Annotated in this window: 18 protein-coding genes, 1 tRNA gene and 2 pseudogenes; 3 read left to right on the forward strand and 18 right to left on the reverse strand. The window is 58.4% G+C overall.

Annotated elements, in window-relative coordinates; genetic code table 11:
• Window positions 1-81: 81 nt before the first annotated feature.
• A complete protein-coding gene (locus K5Y35_RS10105; RefSeq protein WP_003228885.1) occupies window positions 82-240 on the forward strand; it encodes a YqaE/Pmp3 family membrane protein in 159 nt (52 codons plus the stop codon).
• A 148-nt stretch (window positions 241-388) separates the two neighbouring features.
• Here the strand turns inward: K5Y35_RS10105 and K5Y35_RS10110 are convergent, their stop codons facing one another.
• From K5Y35_RS10110 to K5Y35_RS10170, 13 genes and pseudogenes are all read right to left on the reverse strand, one after another.
• Window positions 389-2,200, reverse strand: a complete 1,812-nt coding sequence (locus K5Y35_RS10110; RefSeq protein ID WP_222834173.1) for an alpha/beta hydrolase family protein — start codon at window positions 2,198-2,200, stop codon at window positions 389-391.
• Window positions 2,166-3,305, reverse strand: coding sequence for a pyrroloquinoline quinone biosynthesis protein PqqE (gene pqqE / locus K5Y35_RS10115; protein ID WP_177490424.1), 1,140 nt, complete (start codon window positions 3,303-3,305; stop codon window positions 2,166-2,168). The genes K5Y35_RS10110 and pqqE overlap by 35 nt, the downstream gene beginning before the upstream one ends.
• Entirely contained in the window at window positions 3,298-3,573 is a 276-nt protein-coding gene (gene pqqD / locus K5Y35_RS10120; protein ID WP_128613999.1) for a pyrroloquinoline quinone biosynthesis peptide chaperone PqqD, read from the reverse strand. The genes pqqE and pqqD overlap by 8 nt, the downstream gene beginning before the upstream one ends.
• Window positions 3,570-4,322: a pyrroloquinoline-quinone synthase PqqC gene (pqqC, locus tag K5Y35_RS10125; protein WP_123469296.1), complete on the reverse strand. Its 753-nt coding sequence runs from the start codon at window positions 4,320-4,322 to the stop codon at window positions 3,570-3,572. The genes pqqD and pqqC overlap by 4 nt, the downstream gene beginning before the upstream one ends.
• Window positions 4,323-4,456: 134 nt before the next feature.
• The gene (gene pqqB, locus K5Y35_RS10130) at window positions 4,457-5,368 is read right to left on the reverse strand and encodes a pyrroloquinoline quinone biosynthesis protein PqqB (RefSeq protein ID WP_128613998.1); all 912 of its coding nucleotides are present in this window, start codon (window positions 5,366-5,368) and stop codon (window positions 4,457-4,459) included.
• An 81-nt stretch (window positions 5,369-5,449) separates the two neighbouring features.
• Complete coding sequence (gene pqqA / locus K5Y35_RS10135; protein WP_003422658.1) at window positions 5,450-5,524, reverse strand: pyrroloquinoline quinone precursor peptide PqqA; 75 nt, start codon at window positions 5,522-5,524, stop codon at window positions 5,450-5,452.
• Between the two features lie 156 nt (window positions 5,525-5,680).
• Window positions 5,681-8,098 carry a pyrroloquinoline quinone biosynthesis protein PqqF gene (pqqF, locus tag K5Y35_RS10140; protein ID WP_222834174.1) on the reverse strand — a complete coding sequence of 806 codons (2,418 nt, stop codon included), beginning with the start codon at window positions 8,096-8,098 and terminating at the stop codon, window positions 5,681-5,683.
• A 38-nt stretch (window positions 8,099-8,136) separates the two neighbouring features.
• The gene (locus K5Y35_RS10145) at window positions 8,137-8,931 is read right to left on the reverse strand and encodes a carbon-nitrogen hydrolase family protein (RefSeq protein ID WP_123469290.1); all 795 of its coding nucleotides are present in this window, start codon (window positions 8,929-8,931) and stop codon (window positions 8,137-8,139) included.
• A 12-nt stretch (window positions 8,932-8,943) separates the two neighbouring features.
• On the reverse strand, window positions 8,944-10,626 hold the full coding sequence (locus tag K5Y35_RS10150) for a flavin monoamine oxidase family protein (RefSeq protein ID WP_123469288.1): 1,683 nt from the start codon (window positions 10,624-10,626) through the stop codon (window positions 8,944-8,946).
• A gap of 222 nt (window positions 10,627-10,848) precedes the next feature.
• Window positions 10,849-11,310, reverse strand: coding sequence for an Lrp/AsnC family transcriptional regulator (locus K5Y35_RS10155; RefSeq protein ID WP_007910086.1), 462 nt, complete (start codon window positions 11,308-11,310; stop codon window positions 10,849-10,851).
• A gap of 533 nt (window positions 11,311-11,843) precedes the next feature.
• Window positions 11,844-12,047, reverse strand: a pseudogene (locus tag K5Y35_RS10160) (integrase core domain-containing protein); the annotation flags it as partial.
• Between the two features lie 12 nt (window positions 12,048-12,059).
• Window positions 12,060-13,109, reverse strand: a complete 1,050-nt coding sequence (locus tag K5Y35_RS10165; RefSeq protein WP_222834175.1) for an IS110 family transposase — start codon at window positions 13,107-13,109, stop codon at window positions 12,060-12,062.
• Between the two features lie 226 nt (window positions 13,110-13,335).
• Window positions 13,336-14,294, reverse strand: a pseudogene (locus tag K5Y35_RS10170) (IS3 family transposase); the annotation flags it as partial.
• A 413-nt stretch (window positions 14,295-14,707) separates the two neighbouring features.
• On the opposite strand from K5Y35_RS10170, the gene K5Y35_RS10175 reads away from it, so the two are divergent.
• Together K5Y35_RS10175 and K5Y35_RS27870 are read left to right on the forward strand one after the other, a co-directional pair.
• Window positions 14,708-14,881, forward strand: coding sequence for an antitoxin VbhA family protein (locus tag K5Y35_RS10175; RefSeq protein ID WP_261991491.1), 174 nt, complete (start codon window positions 14,708-14,710; stop codon window positions 14,879-14,881).
• Between the two features lie 159 nt (window positions 14,882-15,040).
• A complete protein-coding gene (locus K5Y35_RS27870) occupies window positions 15,041-16,042 on the forward strand; it encodes a hypothetical protein (protein ID WP_261991492.1) in 1,002 nt (333 codons plus the stop codon).
• Window positions 16,043-16,292: 250 nt separating this feature from the next.
• Here the strand turns inward: K5Y35_RS27870 and K5Y35_RS10185 are convergent, their stop codons facing one another.
• The 5 genes from K5Y35_RS10185 to K5Y35_RS10205 all read right to left on the reverse strand — a co-directional run bounded on the left by K5Y35_RS10185 (window position 16,293) and on the right by K5Y35_RS10205 (window position 22,450).
• Window positions 16,293-16,550 (reverse strand): hypothetical protein, encoded by a 258-nt coding sequence (locus K5Y35_RS10185; protein WP_222834177.1) that lies wholly within the window; start codon window positions 16,548-16,550, stop codon window positions 16,293-16,295.
• A gap of 15 nt (window positions 16,551-16,565) precedes the next feature.
• Window positions 16,566-17,060 (reverse strand): helix-turn-helix domain-containing protein, encoded by a 495-nt coding sequence (locus K5Y35_RS28155; RefSeq protein WP_222834178.1) that lies wholly within the window; start codon window positions 17,058-17,060, stop codon window positions 16,566-16,568.
• Window positions 17,061-17,422: 362 nt separating this feature from the next.
• Window positions 17,423-18,484 carry a tyrosine-type recombinase/integrase gene (locus K5Y35_RS10195; protein WP_222834179.1) on the reverse strand — a complete coding sequence of 354 codons (1,062 nt, stop codon included), beginning with the start codon at window positions 18,482-18,484 and terminating at the stop codon, window positions 17,423-17,425.
• Between the two features lie 127 nt (window positions 18,485-18,611).
• Window positions 18,612-18,688: transfer RNA gene (locus tag K5Y35_RS10200), tRNA-Ile, on the reverse strand.
• A gap of 15 nt (window positions 18,689-18,703) precedes the next feature.
• Window positions 18,704-22,450: a bifunctional diguanylate cyclase/phosphodiesterase gene (locus K5Y35_RS10205; RefSeq protein WP_222834180.1), complete on the reverse strand. Its 3,747-nt coding sequence runs from the start codon at window positions 22,448-22,450 to the stop codon at window positions 18,704-18,706.
• Window positions 22,451-22,454 lie beyond the last annotated feature (4 nt).

Raw genomic sequence — 22,454 nt, forward strand, 5'->3', positions numbered from 1 at the left:
TAGCACTGAACCCTGACGAGCGGCAAAGGTCGATTAGCTTGTATGGCTCATGTGAGCCAACCCCCATTCAGGAGCTGACCCATGGACTTCATTCGCATCATCATCGCCATTCTGTTGCCGCCACTGGGTGTGTTTCTGCAGGTCGGGTTCGGCGGGGCGTTCTGGTTGAACATTCTGCTGACGCTGTGTGGCTACATTCCGGGGATCGTGCATGCGGTGTACATCATCGCCAAGCGCTGAGTTCAGCGGTGCCAGATAGATAGCTATCGCGGGCAAGCCTGCTCCCCCAGTGTTTTAGGTTGGTCACAAGTTTTGTGTAAACCAGCGAAACTGTGGGAGCGAGCTTGCCCGCGATTGGGTCGACGCTATTTTTAAACAGGCGTGGTGCTCAGTCAGCCAGCCCCATCACCCGCCGATAAAACTTCCACTCCTGTTCCAGCGCATGCGCCTGATTGGCGGCGCGGCGGAAGCCGTGGCGTTCTTCGGGGTAATAATGCGCCTCGACCGGGATGCCGTTCTGTTCCAGTGCCGTGACCATGTCGCGGGTCTGTTGCGGAACAACCACGGCGTCCAGTTCTCCCTGAAAGAAAATCACCGGCACACGAATGTTGCTCGCGTGCAGCAAGGGTGTGCGGGCAGCGTAGCGTTCGGCGTCCTGCTCGGGATCGCCGATCAGCCAGTCCAGATAATCACCTTCGAACTTGTGGGTCGCCCGGGCGAGTGCCACCGGGTCGCTGACGCCATAGAGGCTGGCGCCAGCGCGGAACACCTGCTGAAACGCCAGCGCACACAACGTGGTGTAGCCACCGGCGCTGCCTCCGCGGATAAATGCGCGCTCGCCGTCGATCAAACCTTGTCTGGCCAGATACGCCACCACCGCGCAGGCATCCTCGACATCCACCTCACCCCAACTCAGATGCAACGCCTGACGGTATTCGCGGCCATAGCCGCTGCTGCCGCGATAGTTGAGATCGGCAACGGCGAAGCCGCGTTGCGTCCAGTACTGAATGCGCGGGTCGAGCATCGGGTAGCAGGCCGAGGTCGGTCCGCCGTGGATGAACACCACCAGCGCTGGTTTTGTCTCGCTGCTCATGGCCGGATAAAAGAACCCGTGGGCTTCGCCGGAACCGCTTGGGTAGCGCAGGGTTTGCGGACGGCTGATGCGTTCTGCAGGCAAAGGCGCCACGCCGCCGGCCAACACGTTCACTTTGCGCGTCGCCCGATCAATGGCGATGACCGCCGAAGGACTGATCGGCGAGGCGGCAATGCAGTAGATAAATTGTGCGTCTAAAGCGAGATGACGGAAGCGGCTGTAGTCGCCAGTGAAGTCGTCGTCGCCAAGGGTCAGGCGACCAAAACCACCTTCGCTCCAGCTCGCCAAAAACGAACGCTCGACAGGGCGCCAGGTGCAGCCGCCCAGTTGCCACGGCGCGGGTGCATGATCGGCCGGCGCAGCGGGCAATGATCTCAAGCCGTCGGCAGTTTCTACCCACGGTTGCCAGAATCCAGCACGATCGGTCAGGCAATACAGGCGTCCTTCGGCATCGAAGCGCGGTTGTTGAATGGACTCTTCAATCTCGGCGCCGGCAATGCATTGCGGTGCTCCGAATGTGCCATCGGTCAAACGCTCAGCCACCTTCAACCGCGTCGACGTCCAAGGCTGATGCGGGCGGCTCCACTCGATCCAGGCCAGGCGCTGGCCATCCGCACTGATGATCGGCGCCGCATAAAAATCCGCGCCCTCAGCCAGCACATGCCGCGTGCCGTCAGCCAGATCAATCGCTACCAGCCGATGTTGATCACGCCACTCTTCAACCGCCAGAACCTGGCCAAAAGCAAAATGCAGATCGCCATAACGACACTCGCCTGACGTCAGCGCCTCAGGCGCGCCATCCAGGGTCTGTCGATACAACTGCTGGTCCGCCTCATTGACGAAAACCACCCCGTCCAGTGTCAGACAAAACGCGCCACCGCCATATTCGTACACCCGACTGCGCACGCTGAAGCCATCCGGCGTCAGACATTTCGCCACGCCATCGTGCCGCTGCCAGATCCGGCACGCGGCGTCCTGCGGGCGATATTCATTCCAGAACAAACCGTGGACGCCGAGTTGCAGTTCGGCGAAGTCCATTCCGGCGGCGACGGCCTGGGCGGCGCTGAAAGGCTCAGCCCTTGGCGATGAGGCGTGAGTTTCGTTCATTGCGAAAGGCCAGTTGTTCGATGGTCTGAGTGGCGGTCTCGGCTTCTTCGCGGGCCTTGAGGATCACGCCGTGATGTTCGGATTTGCTGCACACCGGGTCGGCGTTGCTTGCGTCACCCGTGAGCATGAATGCCTGACAGCGGCAGCCGCCGAAGTCCTGTTCCTTCTCGTCGCAGGAGCGGCACGGCTCGGGCATCCAGTCATAACCGCGAAAGCGATTGAAGCCGAACGAGTCGTACCAGATGTGCTGCATGCTGTGATCGCGCACGTTGGGAAATTGCACCGGCAGCTGTCGGGCGCCATGACAAGGCAGGGCGGTGCCGTCCGGGGTGACTGTCAGAAAGAGGCTGCCCCAGCCGTTCATGCAGGCTTTCGGGCGTTCTTCGTAGTAGTCCGGGGTCACGAATATCAGTTTGCACGGATGCCCTTCGGCCTCCAGTTTCGCCCGATATTCGTTGGTGATGCGTTCGGCGCGCACCAGTTGTTCCTTGGTTGGCAATAGGCCGACACGGTTGAGCTGCGCCCAGCCGTAGAACTGGCAGGTGGCGAGTTCGACAAAGTCGGCCTCGAGCGCGATGCACAGCTCGATGATGCGGTCGATCTTGTCGATGTTGTGCCGATGGGTGACGAAGTTCAGCACCATCGGATAGCCGTGGGCCTTCACCGCACGGGCCATTTCCAGCTTCTGCGCGAAGGCTTTTTTCGAGCCGGCGAGCAGGTTGTTCACTTGCTCGTCACTGGCCTGGAAGCTGATCTGGATGTGATCGAGACCGGCCTTCTTGAAATCGCTGATTTTTTGCTCGGTCAGGCCGATGCCGGAGGTGATCAGATTGGTATAGAAACCCAACTGCCGCGCTTCACGAATCAGCTCGGCCAGGTCCTGGCGCACCAGTGGCTCGCCACCGGAAAAGCCCAGTTGCGCCGCGCCCATCTCCCGCGCCTCGCGGAACACCTTGATCCACTGCTCGGTGCTCAGCTCTTTGCCCTGCTCGGCGAAATCCAGCGGATTGGAGCAGTACGGGCATTGCAGCGGGCAGCGGTAGGTCAGCTCGGCGAGCAGCCACAGCGGCAGGCCGACCTCCGGCTTGGGCGGCAGATCAGTCAAGGGTGATCCAGTGCTGTGCACGGGCAACCTCCATGAATTGCTCGATGTCGTCACCGAGCTCAGGCACGCCGGGGAACTGCTCATCGAGTGTGGCGATGATCGCTGCGACATCGCGTTCACCGTCGATCAAACCACCGATCAGCGCGGCGCTGTCGTTGAGTTTGATCATGCCTTCGGGGTAGAGCAGCACGTGGCCTTTTTGCGCCGGTTCGTACTGGAAACGGTAGCCGGGACGCCAGGTCGGGGTCTTGCTGCGATCGAAACTCATAAGGTGATTCCTTTGTGCCAGACCCGTTGCTCGGTGACGCTGTGATACGGCGGGCGGTTCAGTTCGTAAGCCATGCTCATGGCATCGAGCATGCTCCAAAGAATGTCCAGTTTGAACTGGAGAATTTCCAGCATGCGCTCCTGGCCTTCGCGGGTCTTGTAGTGCTCGAGCGTGATCGCCAGACCGTGCTCGACATCGCGCCGCGCCTGACCGAGGCGGGTGCGGAAATATTCGTAACCGGCCGGGTCGATCCACGGGTAATGCTGCGGCCAGCTGTCGAGGCGCGACTGGTGGATCTGCGGCGCGAACAGTTCGGTCAGCGAGCTGCTGGCGGCTTCCTGCCAACTGGCGCGGCGGGCGAAGTTGACGTAGGCGTCGACCGCGAAACGCACACCGGGCAGCACCAGTTCCTGGGAGCGCAGTTGATCGGGGTCGAGGCCGACCGCCTGACCAAGGCGCAGCCACGCTTCGATACCGCCGTCTTCGCCGGGGGCGCCGTCGTGGTCGAGCAGGCGTTGAATCCACTCGCGGCGGATCTCGCGATCCGGGCAATTGGCGAGGATCGCCGCGTCTTTCAGGGGGATGTTCACCTGATAGTAGAAGCGGTTGGCGACCCAGCCCTGAATCTGTTCGCGGGTGGCGCGGCCTTCATACATCGCCACGTGGTACGGGTGGTAGATGTGGTAATAGGCGCCTTTGGCGCGCAGGGCCGCTTCGAATTCGCTGGGGGACATAGGAGTGTCAGTCATATCTGTTCTCCGGGAACAAGCATTGGGATCTCAGGCGTCTGGTCTTCAGTCATCGCTGGCAAGCCAGCTCCCACAGGGTTTTGCGGTGTTCACAACACCGGTGGGAGCTGGCTTGCCAGCGTTGGGGCCATCAGTTACAGCACAATACTCATGCCATCGAACGCCACTTCAACATTACGCCGCGCCAACTCCGCACGCTCCGCCGAATCCTCATCGAGAATCGGGTTGGTGTTGTTGATGTGGATAAGCACCTTGCGCTGCTCGGGCAACTGCTCCAGCACTTCGAGCATGCCGCCGGCGCCGTTCTGTGCCAGGTGGCCCATCTCGCGACCGGTGCGGGTGCCGACGCCACGGCGCTGCATTTCATCGTCGTCCCACAGCGTGCCATCCACCAGCAGGCAATCGCTGCCAGCCATGATTTCCAGCAGCGGCGCATCAACCTTGCCCAGGCCCGGGGCGTAGAACAGTTTGCCGCCGGTATTCAGGTCTTCGACGATCAGGCCAATGTTGTCGCCCGGGTGCGGGTCGAAGCGGTGCGGCGAGTACGGCGGCGCAGCGCTGCGCAACGGCAGCGGGGTGAAGCGCAGGTTCGGGCACGCGGCGACGGTGAAGCTCTGGTCGAGTTCGATGCGGTTCCAGTTCAACCCGCCGTTCCAGTGGGTGAGCATCTTGAACAGCGGGAAACCGGTGCTCAAGTCTTCGTGAACCATGTCTGTACACCAGACCTGATGCGGGCAGCCTTCGCGCAGGCTGAGCAGACCGGTGGTGTGGTCGATCTGGCTGTCCATCAGGATGATTGCGCTGATGCCGGTGTCACGCAGGGCGCGGCCCGGTTGCATCGGGGCGAAGCTTTGCAGTTGTGCGCGGATGTCCGGCGAGGCGTTGCACAGCACCCAGTTCACGCCATCATCGGAAATCGCAATGGACGATTGGGTGCGGGCCTTGGCGTTCAGGCTGCCGTCGCGAAAGCCTGCGCAGTTGACGCAGTTGCAGTTCCACTGCGGAAAACCGCCACCGGCGGCCGAACCCAGAATCTGGACGAACATGAACGCTCCCATCTTTCAACGCTGAAAATAAAACGCCCCGGCGAGCCGAGGCGTTGCACTGCAAGTCTGCGTAGGCAGAACTCAGCGGCTGGCGAAGTACATGGTGACTTCGAAGCCGATACGCAGGTCGGTGTAAGCCGGTTTTGTCCAGGACATGGGTGTCTCCTTCAGGGTGGGTGGGATAGCGCTGTCCATAGTTATAGTCCACGGCAGCGCAGGGATGTTCCAAATAGTTAGGCTGCTATGTTACTCAAAATTTCCAGGTGATTGCCCGTGAATCTTTGAGAAAGCTCCTTGCAGCCTGAGTAATGATCAATTTCCCGCTTGCCACGGCATGCCCGGTGCCGCGCTGCTGGCCAGACAGTGCCAGCCGCCTTCGGCCTGGATCAGTCGCTGTGCCGCCGCCAGCAGGAAAGGGCGATCGAGCTGACCAATGGCGTCGATCAACTGCGCACGATAATCCGATGAGTGGCCGGCGAGTTTCGCTTGCCACAGCAGCTCGGCCGCGTTGGTGAACGACATTGAGGTCTCGTCGAACTGCTCGGCCAGAGACTGGCGCAGTTGCTCAAGGTTGGCGTCATCGAAGGTTTCGATCAGCGCGGGAATGCTTTGAAGAAACTGCCGGATGTGGTCGAGCAGCGCAACCGGGTCGGACGTCGGTGATTGCACGCCAAACAGCAAGCCGGTCTGGCCGTGCAACTGGCGCAAGGCGCTGAACACCGCGTAACCCAGCTGCAATTCGACCCGCAGACGCTGATAGAACGGTGTCTGGCAGAGCTGCGCGAGCAGGCGCCAGGCGGCTTCGTCGGCGATCTCGTGGCTTGCGGTCGGGCAGAACAACAGCAGCGCATGTTCGCTGGAGGCGCTGTCGATGTGGCTCCAGATCTGTCGAGTATTGCTCGCTGGCGGGGCGGGGAGTTGATTGTCCGGGATCCCGGGGATGCGACTCAGAGCCAGGCCCATGGCGGATTGGGTCTGTGCGCTGAGGCCAAGGGCCAGTCCGTCCCAGCGGGAAGCTGTCCACAGCTGCTTGATGTCGTCCGAGCGCGGCGCCGCTGGCAGGCAACTTTCCGGCAATGCCTTGAGCAACTGGCGGATCGGTATCAACGGTGCTTCTGCCTCGGCGCTCGCAGTATCGGCGTCAACTTGCGTCAGACATTTCAGCGCATGCTCCAGGACACTGGGCATCGGTTCTTGCAGGCCGGTCAGTTTCAGCAGCCATTGAGCACCGCTGGTACTCAACGACAGCTCAACCCCGGCCTGACGTGCGTCTTCCCGGGTTTCGCGCAGACTGCGTTGCAGCTTCCCGTGCAGCTCGGCCGTTGCCGCGGCTTCCAGTTGCCAGCGCAGGTAAATCGCACCTTCTTCACCCGTGTCCGCCAAGGCCTGGCTGAATTGCATCGGCGAGCGTTCGCGGCGGCTGCGTGAGCGATCCTGAGCGAACGTGCGCAGGCCTCGGTGGGCGCTGGTTTGACCGCGAATCAGCCCGGCGTTGGCCAGTGGTTCGCTGGAGCCGAGGAAAGGATTGGCGGCAGGCAGGTGCCAATGCGCGCTGAAGTTATCCACAACACCGATGTCGTGCAGGATCTGTTTGAGGGCGACGACGCCGTGTTCCGACAAGCCGTGTTCGAGCTGTTCGCAGTCGAGCCGTGCCAGGTGCAGTGCGCCGCCGACCTGCTGCTGACGTTCAAGCAGCCTGGCGTATTCGTCACGCAACGCTGGCCAGTCCTGTTGCGCGGCGAAGAAGCTCAGCCAATCCAGCACATGCTCGCGAATAACATTCAGGCATTCGGCGGTCGCGGTGAGTTGCAGGTGCAGCAAGGCCTGTCCGGCAAAGTGGTACAGCGGCGTGGCTTTCAGGCTGTCCGCGAGCTTCTGTTGCTGCAGATGGGCGAGCAGGCCGCCGGGTTTGGTGTTGTTCAAGCAGTGGCAGAGGAACGCCAGCGCTTCGGCGCAGGTGTCGGGTAGCGCTTCGAAGGCAAACAGCAGATTGCAGTGCTGTTCGCCGACCTGTTGATAACTTTTCGCCTGCAACGGCTGGGTTGCCGTTTGCGCAACATTATCCCCAACCGGCAGCGCCGCGGCGAACTGCTGAGCCAGTGCGCGCAACGCCTCCAGGTTCTGCGGCCCGACCAGACTCAAGGTCATTTGGCCGGTGCGATAGAAGCGCTGATGGAAGTCCTTCAACGCCTGTTGAAACGCCGGTTGCTCGACCTTCAGGCTGTCGCGATTACCTGCATGAAATCCGCGCAATGGATGCTCTGGCGGCAAACCCTCGTACAAGGACAGTGCCTGCTGCGCTGTGGGGTCCTGCGACCACGCGACAAATTCCGCCTCCAGCACTTCGCGTTCACGCAACTGATCGTCCTTATTCATACGCGGCTGGGCGAGCATGTCTGACAGTCGCTCCAGCCCGGCGCTGAAGGCCGTAGTCGGCAGTTCAAAGAAGAAATCGGTCGCGCGCTCGCGGGTGCTGGCATTCACTTGGCCGCCATGTCTTTGCACGTAGGCCATCAGTGCCTGATCGGCAGGAAAACGTGCGGTCCCGAGAAACAGCAAATGCTCAAGAAAATGCGCCAGCCCCGGCCATTCGAGCGGCACATCATGGCTGCCGGCAGCCACCCGCAACGCAGCCGCGCTGCGCTTGAGGTCAGGCACCTGACGCAGGGTCACGCGCAAGCCGTTGGCCAGGGTTTCAGTGTGAAGGCGGGGGTGAGTCGGCGCAGGCATGGGCACTTCCAGAACAGTGAAGTGCCAATGCTAGCGGATTAACGCTTGTTCAGCGCGCCGTAAAGCTCCGGACGGCGGTCACTGAGGTAGCGATTGGCGGCGCGGGAATCGACCATCAATTGCCGGTCCAGCTCCCCGACGATCAGCGCTTCATCCAGGCCAGCCTGGGCGATACGACTGCCGTCCGGCGCGGCGATGCTGCTTTGTCCGCAATAGTGGATTTCGCCTTCCTGCCCGCAATAGTTGGCGTAGGCCACGTAGCACTGGTTTTCGAAGGCGCGGGAACGCACGGTGACGTCGGCGACGAAATCGAATGGAATCATGTTCGCCGTCGGCACCAGAATCAGCTCGGCGCCGGCCAGGGCCAGACGCCGCGCGTTCTCCGGAAACTCCAGGTCGTAGCAGATCAGGAAACCGAGCTTCCAGCCGTTGAGCTCGACCACAGGAAATGCATCGTCGCCGGGGCTGAACATCGACCGGTCCAGATCACCGAACAGGTGGGTCTTGCGGTAATTGCACAGACGCTCGCCGTGCGAGTCGATCAACTGCACGGCGTTGTAGATCTGCCCGTCGGCAGTACGCTCCGGGTAACCGTAGACAATCGCCAGACCGGCAGCCTTGGCGATGCGGCCGATCTGTTGCGCCCATTCACCGTTGTAGACCTCGGCCAATGTGCTGACCGCCTCGGCACCAATGTTGTAGCCGGTCAGAAACATCTCCGGCAACACCAGCAAGTCGGCGCCCTTGGCTTCCATCGCCACTTGGTGCAAGCGGTGCAGGTTGGCGGCGGGGTCCAGGGGCAGCGGTGGACATTGGTAAAGGGCTACACGCATCTCGGATTCCTCTTACTCGGGCAGGGCGATAGGGCCGATGTCTTTGAACACATCACCCGGGCCCGGGTTCGCTTTATGTGTCGAGCCACCGAAGTGCTTCATGATGCCCCACACCGCGTTGAGCGAGGTCTGCACCGCGCCTTCGACCCACGCCGGGGTCCACGATACGTCGTCACCGGCGATGAAAATCCCGCGCTGCTCGGCGGGCATGTCGTCCTGCATGAAGTGCGCGTACATGCGCTGGTTGTAGCGATAGTGGCCGGGCAGGGCGCCCTTGAACGCACCGAGGAAATACGGGTCGGCTTCCCACGACACGGTGATCGGGTCGCCGATGATGCGCGCGGCGATGTCGACTTTCGGGTAGATCTTCTTCAGTGCGTTCAGCGCCAGTTCCACACGTTTTTCCACCGGGTGCGGCAGCATCTTCAGTGCGTCGCTCATCCACGAGTACGACAGGCAGATCACGCCGGGCTTGTCGTCGCCGTTGTCGAACAGGTAGGTGCCACGGGTCAGGCGATCGGTGAGGGTCATGCTCATCAGGTCGCGGCCGGTTTCCGGATCCTTGTCCTTCCAGAACGGGCGGTCGACCATCACGAAGGTCTTCGACGACTGCATGTAGCGCGTGCGATCCAGCGCCATCCACATCTTTTGCGAGAACAGGCTTTCGTCGCATTCGATCTGGGTGGTCAGCAGCCAGCTCTGGCAAGTGGTCAACACGGCGGCATACTCGCGGGTGTCGCCGTTGTTGTCGGTGACGGCGAAACGGCCATCCGGTGCGTGGGCGATTTTCTTCACGCCGGAACGCGGTGCGCCACGGTGCAGGGATTTCAGGCTGGTGCCTTCCGGCCAGTGCACGCAACGCTCCGGCACATGGCGCCAGATGCCTTGTGGCACTTGTTCCACGCCGCCGACCACCAGATGCTGGTGATCGTCGCAGTTGGTCATCACCACGCGGAAGATTTCCAGCATCGAGTTGGGGAAGTCCGAGTCCCAGCCGCCGGTGCCGAAACCGACCTGACCGAACACTTCGCGGTGATGGAACGACAGTTTGGCAAACGCCTTGGACGTGGCCACGAAGTCGTAGAAGGTGCGGTCGTCCCACAGCGGCACGAGTTTGTTCCACAGTTCCTTGAGGCGTGGCACGTCGCGGTCGCGGATCGCTTGCTGGATATCGGCGAACTGCGAGCCGGCCTCCAATGCATCCGCCCAGGCGTCTGCCACTTCCTGGAACAGTGCAGGAAGATCCTTCAGGCTTTGTGCGTAATGGGTTTTGCCTTCCAGGTCGATCACCGTGCTGCCGGAGGCCGGCGTCAACGGGTTCGGGAACGGTTTGGTCTCGAGGCCGAGCTTGTCGACGTAGTGGTAGAACGCGGTGGAGGACACCGGGAAGCGCATGCCGCCGAGTTCCGCGACGATGCCGTCAGTGCCGTTGAACGCTTGCGAGCGCAGGCGCCCGCCGAGCTTCGAAGCCTCGTAGACCACCGGTTTCAAGCCGAGCTTCATCAGTTCGTAAGCGGCCACCAGGCCGGCGATACCCGCGCCGACAATCGCCACTTCCGCGCCGTGATGGTGTTCAGGAATGCTGCCGAGACCTGCCGGGTGTTCGATCCAGTCGTCGAAAGCGAAGGGAAAGTCCGGACCGAAAATGGTGACTGGCTTTTTACCGTCTGCAGGATGGCGATTGTTCTTGTTCATGGCTGACCTTGCTGGCGACCCGACGCTGAGTGCGCGTCTGAGTATAGGAAAAGATGCCAGCCATTCTAGGGAGCGTAGAACACGTTAATAAGACGCAAAGTGTCGTCGTTTTGCTAATTAACTGAACAATATGACGATTGGAGACTACACACCGACCAAAATATAGGAGCGAGCCTGCTCGCGAAGAGGCCTGTAATCCACCCGGGAAGTCCGGACACGACCTTAAACCGGCTGCCCCCGATCAATCTTGCTACTCAAGATAATCGACGTCGTGGTCTTCTCCACCCCATCCACACTGCCAATTTGATCCAGCAACTGATCCAGCTGCTCCGGCGAATCCGTGCGCAACCACGCCACATAGTCAAATTCGCCACTCACCGCACACAACTGCTGCACCTGCGCCATCGCACTCAAGCGCCGCAACACCTCTTTGCCGGAACGCGGCTGCACCTTGATCCCGACATACGCCTGCAACCCGCCATCGACCACCCGCTGCCCCAGGCGCACGCCATACCCGGTGATCACCTTGGCCTTTTCCAGCCGCGCCAGCCGCGAAGTCACGGTGGTGCGCGCAATACCCAACTGCCGGGCGAGCATGGCCACGCTCTCGCGGGCGTTGATCTGCAGGGCGGCGATTAGCTGGCGGTCGATTTCATCAAGCACGGGCGGGCGGATGTCGGGCAAGGGAGGCTCCATGGGGCGCGGATCTTGGTGGAGCATGTTACAGCGTCAACCGGCTGGATATGTAAGCGCCTTATCGTTGTCGGGGGCTGAACGCGGAAACGAAAAAGCCGCGCAATGCGCGGCTTTCAAATGTGGTGGGCCCACACGGACTTGAACCGTGGACCAAAGGATTATGAGTTGCCGCCTGATGCACCGAGGCTATTAAAGTCTAGGCTAGGCAAGTGAAGGGTACAACAGCATTAACCAGTTGATTACATATAGGTTTGGCTAGTTTCCCATAGGGTGGTGGAGCTGGGCACTGTACCGCTGCTGTACTCGCCCATTCGACATCGGTAGAGAACGGCCGGTAGCGTTCACGGCGCCTGGCCGGAAAAATAGAGGTGCTTTACCTTCAGGCAATCCTTAAATGAATATGACTTTGCGGCTTAGGGCAGGGGCAAGTTCAATTGACGCTCAGAGTCTATTTCAGACGCTTCTTCATTAGAGAAAAACGGGTAAAAATCGAGATTTTCTTTGGCTACTATGTGTAGTGGTCAACTAATCCCGGACACGACGTTAAGTTTTTTCTCGGCCTGAGCCGGGGCCAGCCCATTATTGAACTGATGCGGTCTAATCCAGTTGTACCGATGCATCAGGTAATGGCTGATGTCGCGATTCGCCTCTTGAGCTGTCATGTAGCCCACAGTCGGTATCCATTCAGTTTTCAAGCTGCGAAACACACGCTCCATCGGCGCATTGACGCTCCTATGTCAACAAGATCGAGCTGAATCGGCTAAATCTGCCAGGATCAAAGGGTATAGCTCCCTGACGATATAGCGCTTTAAACAGCGCTGGATTTCTTTGGAAGACAAACCTTCAGCACTACGACGGGCGACGTAGCTTTGGGTTTTGGGATCACCTCGCATGCGTACCATCGCAATGGTCCATAGGGCGTTGTTCGCAGACCGATTCCCACCTCTGTTTAAACGATGTCGCACCGTTTTACCCGAGGATGCCGGTAAAGGACTGACCCCACAGAGGGCGGCGAGAGCTGCTTCACTTTTTAACCGCTCCGGGTTATCACCTGCTGTCGAAAGCAGCACGGCCGCCGTTTGAGGGCCGACGCCGAATTGTTCACGTAAACGGCGAGCATGATGGCGAGTCAGGTTTTCTAGAATGACATCGAGCTTTTCAACTTCCTCTGCCAATGCCAGCCAGCGCTTGCCCAATAGACACAGGGAGGTCGTTAAGATGTTCAGGAATTCAGTCGCGCTCCGTGAGCGAAGACGTGCACATCCCTTGGCGCAGTCGCCAGGTTTGGTTTTCCAGAGCCGTTCACGAATGTCTTGCGGGGCACTGACGAGCAAGGCTCTCAATTGATTGATCGCTTGGGTTTTCGCTCTGACTGCGCTGCGCCGAGCAACCGAAACCACCCGCATCGCCTCGGCCACACCCGATTGGGTCTTGGCGATCGCCGTGGCGTTTCCTGAAAGAACGGATCGAGCCGCGCTCTCGGCGTCGGTGGGATCGGATTTCCCCTGGAGCCGGCGTTTGGAGCGATCAGGGCGGTTAACCTCCAGCACCTCGATGCCATGATCACGCAGGACACGGGCTAAACCCGCGCCATAAGTTCCGGTGCCTTCCACGCCGGCACGCTTCAACATACCGAAGGAGTTGGCCCAGATAACGAGCTTGAGATATCCGCTGGTATCGGTTGTTACCGCCAAGCAGCCAAGCAGGTTTCCATTCGTGTTGATCAAGACCCCTACGTGGGTATCCAGATGTGTATCAACTCCCAAGATGACTTCGTTTTCGTCCATGGGGCTGTTCATGACTAATGCCTCCGATGAGAACGCATTACCAACCCCATACGCAGGACAGGACACTCAAGATGCAGGACAAGGCTCCTATCAGGTCACAGACGCTGGGCCCGGCAATGCCAGGGAACGTCAGCGTCCAATCGACAGGTCAACGCAAAGGCACTCTATTGGCCAATCCCAGCACGGGTCAGATTGGGCCGACGCTCTTGAGCATAGTGAACTGAGTATCCCAACAGTTTCCACGACGGCTCATGCTTTGGCGCATGCGGTAACGCCAGAGCCGTTGGCGAAACTGACGGCTGCCATATTGCGAGCCCTGATCCGAGTGAAACATTAGCCCTTGAGGCCTGCCACGCTGTTCGTAAGCCATGTCCAACGCCTTGATGACCAGATCCGCATCCGGCTTGTTCGACAGCGCCCAGCTCACTACTCGGCGCGCGTAAAGATCCATAACCACAGCCAGGTAATGCCATTTCCCTTGAGCCCAGATGTAGGTGATGTCGCCACACCAGACCTGGTTGGGTGCCGGAACATCAAACTCTCGATTCAAGATATTCGGAATGTCAGGCCGCTCGACCGTCGCTTGTTTGTAGGCATGTGATCCAAGTTGTTTGCTGACTAGCGCCAGTTCCCGCATCAGGCCTCGCACCTTAAACCGCCCGATCTGCTCGCCGTCTTCCTGCATCATCGACACGATACTGCGGCTACCGGCAGCGCTTCGACTTTGCGTGAAAAGTTCGTTGACCCGACTGCGCAACCGAAGCCGCTCAACGTCGGGACTTCGGCGCCTGAGGCGGTGGGCGTAGTAACACGAAGGAGTGACATCAAAGACTGCGCAAAGCCAATCGACCGGCTCTTGGGTACTTAACTGATCAATCAGCGTGTGCGCTCGTGCTCTTCCGACATCAAGAGCGCGGTAGCCTTTTTTAAAATGGATTTCTCCCGCTCAAGTCGAGCGATTCGAGCTTCCAGTTCCTGGATTTTCTGTTGCTCTGGCGTCAGCGCTTTACTCTGCGGAGTAACGCCGGTGCGCTCCTGCTGAAGCTGATTAACCCAGCGGCGCAACGCGGACTCAACCACACCAAGCGAGCGGCTGGCTTCGATATGGCTATAGCCTTGATCGAGCACGAGGCCTGCGGCCTCGCGTTTGAATTCAGCGGAAAAGGAACGACGTTGTTTGGTCATCAGACACCTCTATCTGGCGAGCATTCTCGCCTAAATGGGTGTCCGGTTTCATTAGACCACTACACCTGGGCAAGAACTGGGGTAGAGCGAGAGGAGGGAGGGTCGGTAGTTAGCGACCATATGTCAGAATCATGGACCCTGCTGCGCGCCCTGACGGGCTTGCCCAAAGGGGCTCTGCCCCTCTGACTTCCCGCCCTCGCCGGTAGCAGGGGCCGCTGGAAAAGGCATCTAGCAGCCCCCGCATATAGGATTGGAGGTGCGCAGCGTCAAGGGTTCGCTTCGCCGTCATCCTCGCCCGGTCCAATTGCACGGGCTGCGGCCTACGGTGGCGCCCTTGACACTCCCTGAGCACGTTAGCGCTGAAACTGTCTTGCTATCAGCATTGATGAACAGAGGAACTCATGGAACATTCGGTGAGCATCGATACTTCCGATGCTGAGCGTACACGTCGTAAAAATGCGGTAGATTACGCTCGTGCATTTTTGGCGTTAGAGCGGCTGTTTCTGAGTCCTGCTGAGGAGCAGCGTGCCAAAGACTTTATAAGCGGGGAGTTCACTTTAGCTGAGTTGATCGGTCATGATGATTAAAACTAGCTCCTTGATATCTTTGATTAACTGAGTTTGTGTCTTGTTGAGAGTACAAAACAGCTCCTTTTGGTCAGGGGTTAGATGGGGTTCGCGCCCTTCGTTAGATGATGGTAGCTGAAGTAGAGTTTTTTGTTAAATAATTCGCACACGAGAACTTGAATGCTTGGTATGGAATTGTATTTTTTATTTCTATTTTTGACTGGGTTGGTGCTTTGGTACAGGAAGTGGTATGTAATTGATCATTCCTCCTTGCTGAGGCAAGGTTTTTTTTGGTGGGCAATTATAGTTCCAGTGCTTTCTTTTTTTTATTTTGGTTGCTTTGCTTGGAGTGGTTACTCGGTCTCGTTAGATTCTGAAGGCTTCAATGAGTTTGTATCAATAAGTAAATTGCCTATGGGTTTGCTTTCGTTGTCAATCCCATTTGTCGCTATTGTTGTTGGTGTTCATAGGTCTATTCAGACTCGTGAGCAGATAGAGGCCACAACAAATCAAATAGCGATCACAAAAAAGAAGAATTCACTTGATGAATATTATGCGCGGGAAAAAAACTTTCTTGATAAATGTGTTTTCGTAGAGAAGCGAGTGGGGGGCTTGCCAGTTTCCATGAGTTCTGGGTCGGAGGAACACCCCTTCTCTCTTTCAGCCCCACATAAGTTGTTTAAGAAAATATACTTGGATGCCAAGCCAGAAGAAGTGTCCATCTATGAGTCATCTGATGTTTTGTATTGGCAGATAGTGAATGAAATTGAGATGATAAATATTAATCTTAAGTCTTATATGGATAGAGTCGAAGCTAAGGAGGACTTGGGGGGGGAGGAAGGGGCTGTAATACTATTTATTATTCAGAAGGCTATCTGTAAGGTCTTCGATTTGCTAAATGTTGAGTTGTTCCCGGTCCCATACTTTTATATAAAAAGCCCCAAAGGAAGTTTTCAGCTGTGCGTAGCTACGGAGGCTGATCTCAAAGTCTGGTTGAGAAAATTTTTGATACTTGTCGAGTCTTTCGTCGGTTCAGTTTGGCCAGAGCGTAAGCTCGAGGTTTTTCCTATTAGACGTTACGTTTTTCTGGGAGCGTATTTTTTCAGGTGTTATGAATTTGGCGAGATTACTCAGAAGTACGACGCACTGAACTGGGAACAGACGGTAAATCCGTTTAAATAATGTCGACCAATATTCACTTCCCACACACATGTGAGCTTTCAGTTGGGTCAAGGGCATCACCGCAAGCCGCAGCGGAGCGCAGCCCAGGGCGAGCACCGAACGGGTGAGTATGATGAGAGTAGCCGTACCCTTCAGGGGGAGGAACAAGGCGAAGCCGCCGGACCTGTCCCTGCCGCCCGTCCGGCAAGGATAGGACGCGGGATGCAACCGAAGGGGGTGCCCAAGCGGAGTGTTCGGAACCATGATGCTCTCATTGGTTAGGCCGGTTTCGCTGCAGCTTGGCAAGGAACTTGTTTCCAATCTCACGATTGATTTCGAGCACTTGTGCGTTCTGGCGCTTTTGGGTAGGCATCGCGGATTTTCTTTTTCTGTCCCTGGCGATTTCGAGTCCTAGGTTTGCTCTGAACTGCCCCGCCCGGTACTTCATCGCGACTCCTGAAAGCCAATACTCAGGAGCTTTCCTGATAAGGCCGTTGGCTATCGCTCCTGCCAGCTCATCAAGGAGCATTTGCGCATCATCAAGCTAAATGCCTTTGAGTATCCGATCAACCGAGTTTTTCGAGTGCATAGACAACCCACCGGGGTAGGCCAACTGCAAGACGTTTGCTGGAACTTCCTGTAGTGGTGTCTTTGATTTTGTTTTCTTTGGTAGTTCTTGGACCGTCACCTTATCGACAGTGGGTGGTGACCCTATGCTGCCACTCCTCCCTGCCACATCGATGTCATGGGGGGGTGACACAGCTGTGTCGTTCTCTATCACGTTGACTGTGTAGAAATTGCTCGTTTGCGAGCCGTCGCTCCTGAAGCGCGGGGTGGAGGTGACGTATCCGGCACTGCACAATTTTTTAAGAACTCTCTGGATGGTGCGCGTGGATACCCCGCATTTATTGGTTAGGTGTTTTACACTTGCAAAACACGGCTCGTTCGGGTTTTCGCACTTTGCGATGTATACCAATATCAGCTTTTCCTGCGCAGACAGCTTCTGGTTGTACACCCAGTCAATTGTGCTGTAGCTCATAGTTAGGCTCGCAAAGCAGGTGCGTCGAGAGATAGTGCCTGGTTGACTTGTAGCGTGCGGAAATACAATCGTCGCCCCACACGGACTGCGGCAGGCTTCAGCTTACGTGAAAGCTCTGAATCGCTGTACATGGCAACTCTGAAGCCGTCTGGTGATCTATCCAGCAGGCTTGCGACCTGTGCCATGCTCATCAAAGGGCCGAATCGGTCTAGAAGGTACTCTTCAGCCCAATTAAGTTTGGTGACAGTAAAGGCGGTGGAGTGTCGTCGAGTTTTCACCAAACTTAGCTCTAAGAATTGCTAGAAAACAGGTTGACAACAATTTAACAACGGAAAGAAAACAATGAGAAAACAAAAGGGCGGTTATTTGGTTTCTAGTCTATCTAGTTTGTGAACTAAATCTTCAGCCCGCAGATGAGTATAGCGCTTCAGCATCCGCATCGATTTATGCCCGCTAATTGCCGAAACTTCTTGATCAGAAAGGCCGCCCTCAACCAGCCTGCTCACGGCTTCGTAGCGCAGATCGTGAAAACGGAAGTCCGGCACGCCAGCCTTTTTCTTGATGCCCCCCCAGATCTTTGTGAACGTATAGGGGCGACGCTTTCCATCACGCCCAGGCTCATCAAAAAAAACCAGATCGCAGTCAATTGGCCGCACCGGACTCGCCAAGGCTGCCCGGAAAACCTCGGTAGCGAGTTTCGTCAACGGAACGGTGCGGGCACTGTCATTTTTTGTATCCGACAGCCGGACGATCCGTTTTGGGACGTCTATCTGTGATCGCCGCAGGCCTGCGATCTCCGATGCACGCATACCTGTCGCCAAAGCTATCTGGACGATCCAGCCCAGCATTGGATTGCTGTGATTGCCCACAGCGGCCATAAGACGCTTTTCTTCATCAGCCATCAGGTGCCTGTTACGACCTTCACCGGGGCTCGGTTTTCGAATGTTGAGCACGGGGTTAGAGGTGAGGCCAAGTCCCCATTCCTGGATTGCGACTGTGTACAAGTGGCTGAGTAGGGCAAGCTCCAGCCGCACAGTGTTATTGCTCGTGGGTTGGCCGCAGTTGGTCAGCGAGCCCAGGCGTGTATCGCGATAGTTGGCGATGACCTCGGATGACAGAGCTGCAAGCGAATATTTTCCCAAGTGCTGGATCAGTTGCTGCGCCTTGGTGGCCTCGGCCTTTTGCGTGGTGGGTTTTTTGGCGGGGCTGATTTCGCGCAGATATCGCTGCAGAGCGTTTTCGAGTGTCAGTCGCTCGGATCCGCTGCACTGGATATACACGCCCCGGACCATTTCATCTTCGGTGCGCCGTGACCAATCCTCGGCGTCGCGTTTGGTTCGTAAGGTTTTGGCGTTGGTCGGCCATCCGGTCTTGCGGATGACGGCCTTCCAGGTGCCGGCAGGGGTTTTGACGATTGTGGCCATCTGAAGGACTCTAAAGGCGTGCAAGCGAAGCCGCACTGTACCTAATTTGTACCTTCGGACTATTGGACTGATCCGGTTGCCACCAGCTCAAAACGCCGAAAGCCGCGCAATGCGCGGCTTTCAAATGTGGTGGGCCCACACGGACTTGAACCGTGGACCAAAGGATTATGAGTCCTCTGCTCTAACCAACTGAGCTATAGGCCCTCAGTAGGTCGCGGATTATAGCGACGGTTTCTCTGCTGTGCTATCCGAATAATCCGATACGGTTGCACGAAGAAACGTCGCGGCGAATTCTTCCGGTGGCAGCGGCAGGCTGACGATGTAGCCCTGGATCTGTTCGCAGCCTTCGGCGGCGAGGAATTGTTGCTGGGCCTGGGTTTCGACGCCTTCGGCGATCACGGTGAATTGCATGCTCCGGCCCAGGGCGATGATCGCCCGCACAATCGCCGCGTCGTGGGGATCGTCCGGCAGACCGCGGACGAACGACTGGTCGATCTTGAGGATGTCCAGCGGCAGGCGCTTGAGGTAGCTGAGTGAGGAATAGCCGGTGCCGAAGTCGTCGATGGCCAGTTGTACGCCGAGGCGTTTGAGTTGGTGCAGCACGGCCAGGGCCTCCTCGGCCTGACTCATGATGAAGTTCTCGGTAATCTCCAGTTGCAGTAAATCCGGCATCAGACGGTTGTCTTTGAGCAGTTGCTCAATGCGTCCGAGCAGATTTGGCTGGCGCAGCTGCGCACCGGCGAGGTTGACCGAGAGCGGGCCGAGGCTGTCGTAGACCTGGTTCCACTCGAACATCTGCCGGCACGCGGTCTCCAAGACCCAGTCGCCGATCTGCAGGATCATGCCGTTCTCTTCGGCCAGCGGGATGAAGTGCTCGGGCGGCACCTCGCCAAAGGTCGGGTGGCGCCAGCGAATCAGCGCTTCGGCGCCGACCAGTCGATGATCGTCGAGGCTGATTTTCGGCTGGTAGTAGAGGAGTAATTCATCGCGCTCGATGGCCCGGCGCAACTCGTGTTCCAGCGCCACGCGCTCGCTGGCCTGGGCGGTGAGGTCGCGGGTGTAGCTTTCGACGCGGTTGCGGCCCTTGGCCTTGGAGCGGTACATCGCCGCATCGGCGTTTTTCACCAGGGTGGCGACATCGCAACCGTCGCGCGGATACAGGCTGGTGCCGATGCTGGCGCTGATGAAGAACTCGTGTTCGCCGGCCTGGAACGGTGCGCCGAAGCAGTTGAGCAGTTTGGTGGCGATATGGTCGGCATCGCTGGCCTGGTGCAGGCCAGGCAGCAGGATGATGAATTCATCGCCCCCCAGACGGGCGACGGTGTCGATGTCGCGCAGCTGTTCTTTCAAACGCACCGCGATGCCCTTGAGCAGCAGGTCGCCGACCGGGTGACCGAGGCTGTCATTGATGTGCTTGAAGCGGTCGAGATCGAGAAACAGCACCGCGCCCTGACCGCCGTTTTCCTGCTGGTTGTTCAACGCGGTGAGCAGGCGACTTTCAAACAGGGTGCGGTTCGGCAGGCCGGTCAGCGGGTCGTGATGCGCCTGGTAATCGAGCTTGGCCTGGGCGTGCTTGAGGCTGGAAATATCGGCAAACACCGCGACGAAGTGGGTGATGAATTTGTCGCGATTGCGCACGGCACTGATGGTCAGCCAGCTAGGATACAGCTCGCCGTTTTTACGCCGGTTGGAGATTTCGCCTTGCCAGTGTCCCTCGTCGGTCAACTGGTGCCACATCGCTGCATAAAACGCGCTGTCGTGCAGGCCGGAGGCGAGCAGGCGCGGTGTATGGCCGAGGGCTTCGCTTTCGCTGTAGCCAGTGATTTCGGTGAAGGCGCGATTGACTGCGCTGATGTGTTGCTGGGTGTCGGTGATCAACACGCCTTCGGCGGTGCTCTCGAACACGGTCGCAGCCTGTTGCAGTTTTTCCTGCATCAAATGACGTTCGGTGATATCGCGGGCGATGGTCAGCATGCAGTCTTCTTCGCCAATCGGCAGCGGTCGGCTGGACACTTCGCACAGGCGAATCTGCCCGTCGCTGCGGCGGATATGGCAGGTGAAGTCGCGAACGAAGCCGTCGCGGTGCAGCAGGTCGAGCATCTGCTTGCGTTCGTTGAGGTTGACCCAGATGCCCAGATCCAGCGCCGAGCGATCCACCGACATGGCGCTATTGAAACCGGTGATGCGACTGAAGCCTTCGTTGACCTCCAGCAGCAAGCCGTCGCTCTGGCGCGACAGCAGCAAACCGTCCGGCGAGGCATGGAAGGCCTTGGCGAACTTCTCTTCGGAAGTTTGCAGTTGTTGCTGGGTTTCCTTGAGCTGGGTGATGTCGCGCACCACGACCACGAGCGCCGGCGTGGTGTCGAGGTCGAACGGCTCGGCAGAGATCAGGCCGGTGAACACCTGGCCATTGTGGCGGCGAAAGGGCATCTCCAGGTTGCGGATGCTGCCGGCCTGCAATCGCTGCAACAACCCCGGCCCGACGCCGGGAATGCCCCAGATGTTGAGCTCGGTGGCGGTCTGGCCGATGACCTCTTCGGCTTTCAGGCCGATCTGTTCTTCAAAGGCTTCGTTGACCTCCAGCAGGCAGCCGTCCGACAGCCGTGCAATCACCAGAATGTCCGGGCATTGCTGGAACACCGAGGCGAACTTCTGCTCCGACAGGCGCAGGGCTTCTTCCGTGCGCTTGGTTTCGCTGATATCAATCATCAGGCCGCGCATCACGGGTTCATGGCCGTGCTCGATCAGGCTGACGATATCGCGTACCCACAGGCAGCGGCCGTCGGCGGTGATCACCCGGTAATCGAGGCTGTGATCGCGGCCGGCCAACACTTCGTGGTCGCAGAACGCTTGTGCGCGGGTCAGGTCCGCCGGGTGAATGATGTTGCGCCAGAACCCCGGGATCAGCCAATGGGACAGGGGATAACCGAGCAAATCTTCAGCGTGGGGCGACACATAGCTGTAGGTGAAGTCGCTCATCCGCGCTTCCCAGGCAATCGCCGACAAACTCTCTACCAGTCCGCGATAGTGGTATTCGCTGCTGCGCAGCTCCTGTTCGAGGTCGATGCGGCGAGCGATTTCCGAGCTCAGGCGGCGGTTGATGCGGATCACCACGGCCAGCACGATGATCAACAGCGCCAGGCCGGGCAAACCGTAGACCAGTAGATCTGACCAGAATGTCCGATGATCGAGGACGTTGCCGACCCAATGTTCCTGAATGCTGCTGATTTCGGCAGGACTCATGTCGGCGAGCACTTTGTCGAGAATGCCCACCAGCATCTTGTTTTCGCGTGGCACGGCCATCGCCAGTTGATAGCGATACGGCGTTTCGCCGCTGACGTACAGGCCGTCGAGTTTCAGTTGGCGCAGGCTCCAGACACTGGAGGCGAGGTCGCCGACGACGGCATCCACCTCGTCGGTCGCCAGCGCCTGCAACGCCGAACTGACGTTGGGCATGGCCACCAGGTTCAGATCCGGATGGTGGGTGCGCAGGAGCTCATGGGGCGCGTAGTTTTCCACCACAGCAATCTTCAGCCCGTACAGGTCTTCGAGTTTGCGTGGTTGCGCGCCGCCGACGTGGGCGAGGATGACGATCGGGAAGTCGAGATAGGGCCGGGTGAACGACAAATAGGTCTGGCGCTCCGGCGTGGACATGATGCCCGGCAGCAGGTCGATCTTGCCTTGCTTGACCTGCTCCAGCACCACGGTCCAGCTCACGGGCTCGATGGGCGTGAGTTTGACCGCCAGGCGCTGGCGGATCACATCAATATAGTCCGCCGCCAGCCCCTGATAGCGGGACTGATCGTCGCGAAACTCAAAGGGCGGCCACGACGCATCTACACCCAGGCGCAAGTCCGGGTGAGCCGCCAGCCAGCTACGTTCTTCATCGGTCAGAGTCAGCGCGTCAGCCGTTGCGGTCCAGATCATCAGTGACAGCAAAAAAAGCACGGACGCCAGTCTGGGCATAACG

Origin of the sequence: Pseudomonas sp. SC3(2021), from assembly GCF_019856535.1 — a bacterium.
GTDB classification, from domain to species: Bacteria; Pseudomonadota; Gammaproteobacteria; order Pseudomonadales; family Pseudomonadaceae; genus Aquipseudomonas; species Aquipseudomonas monsensis.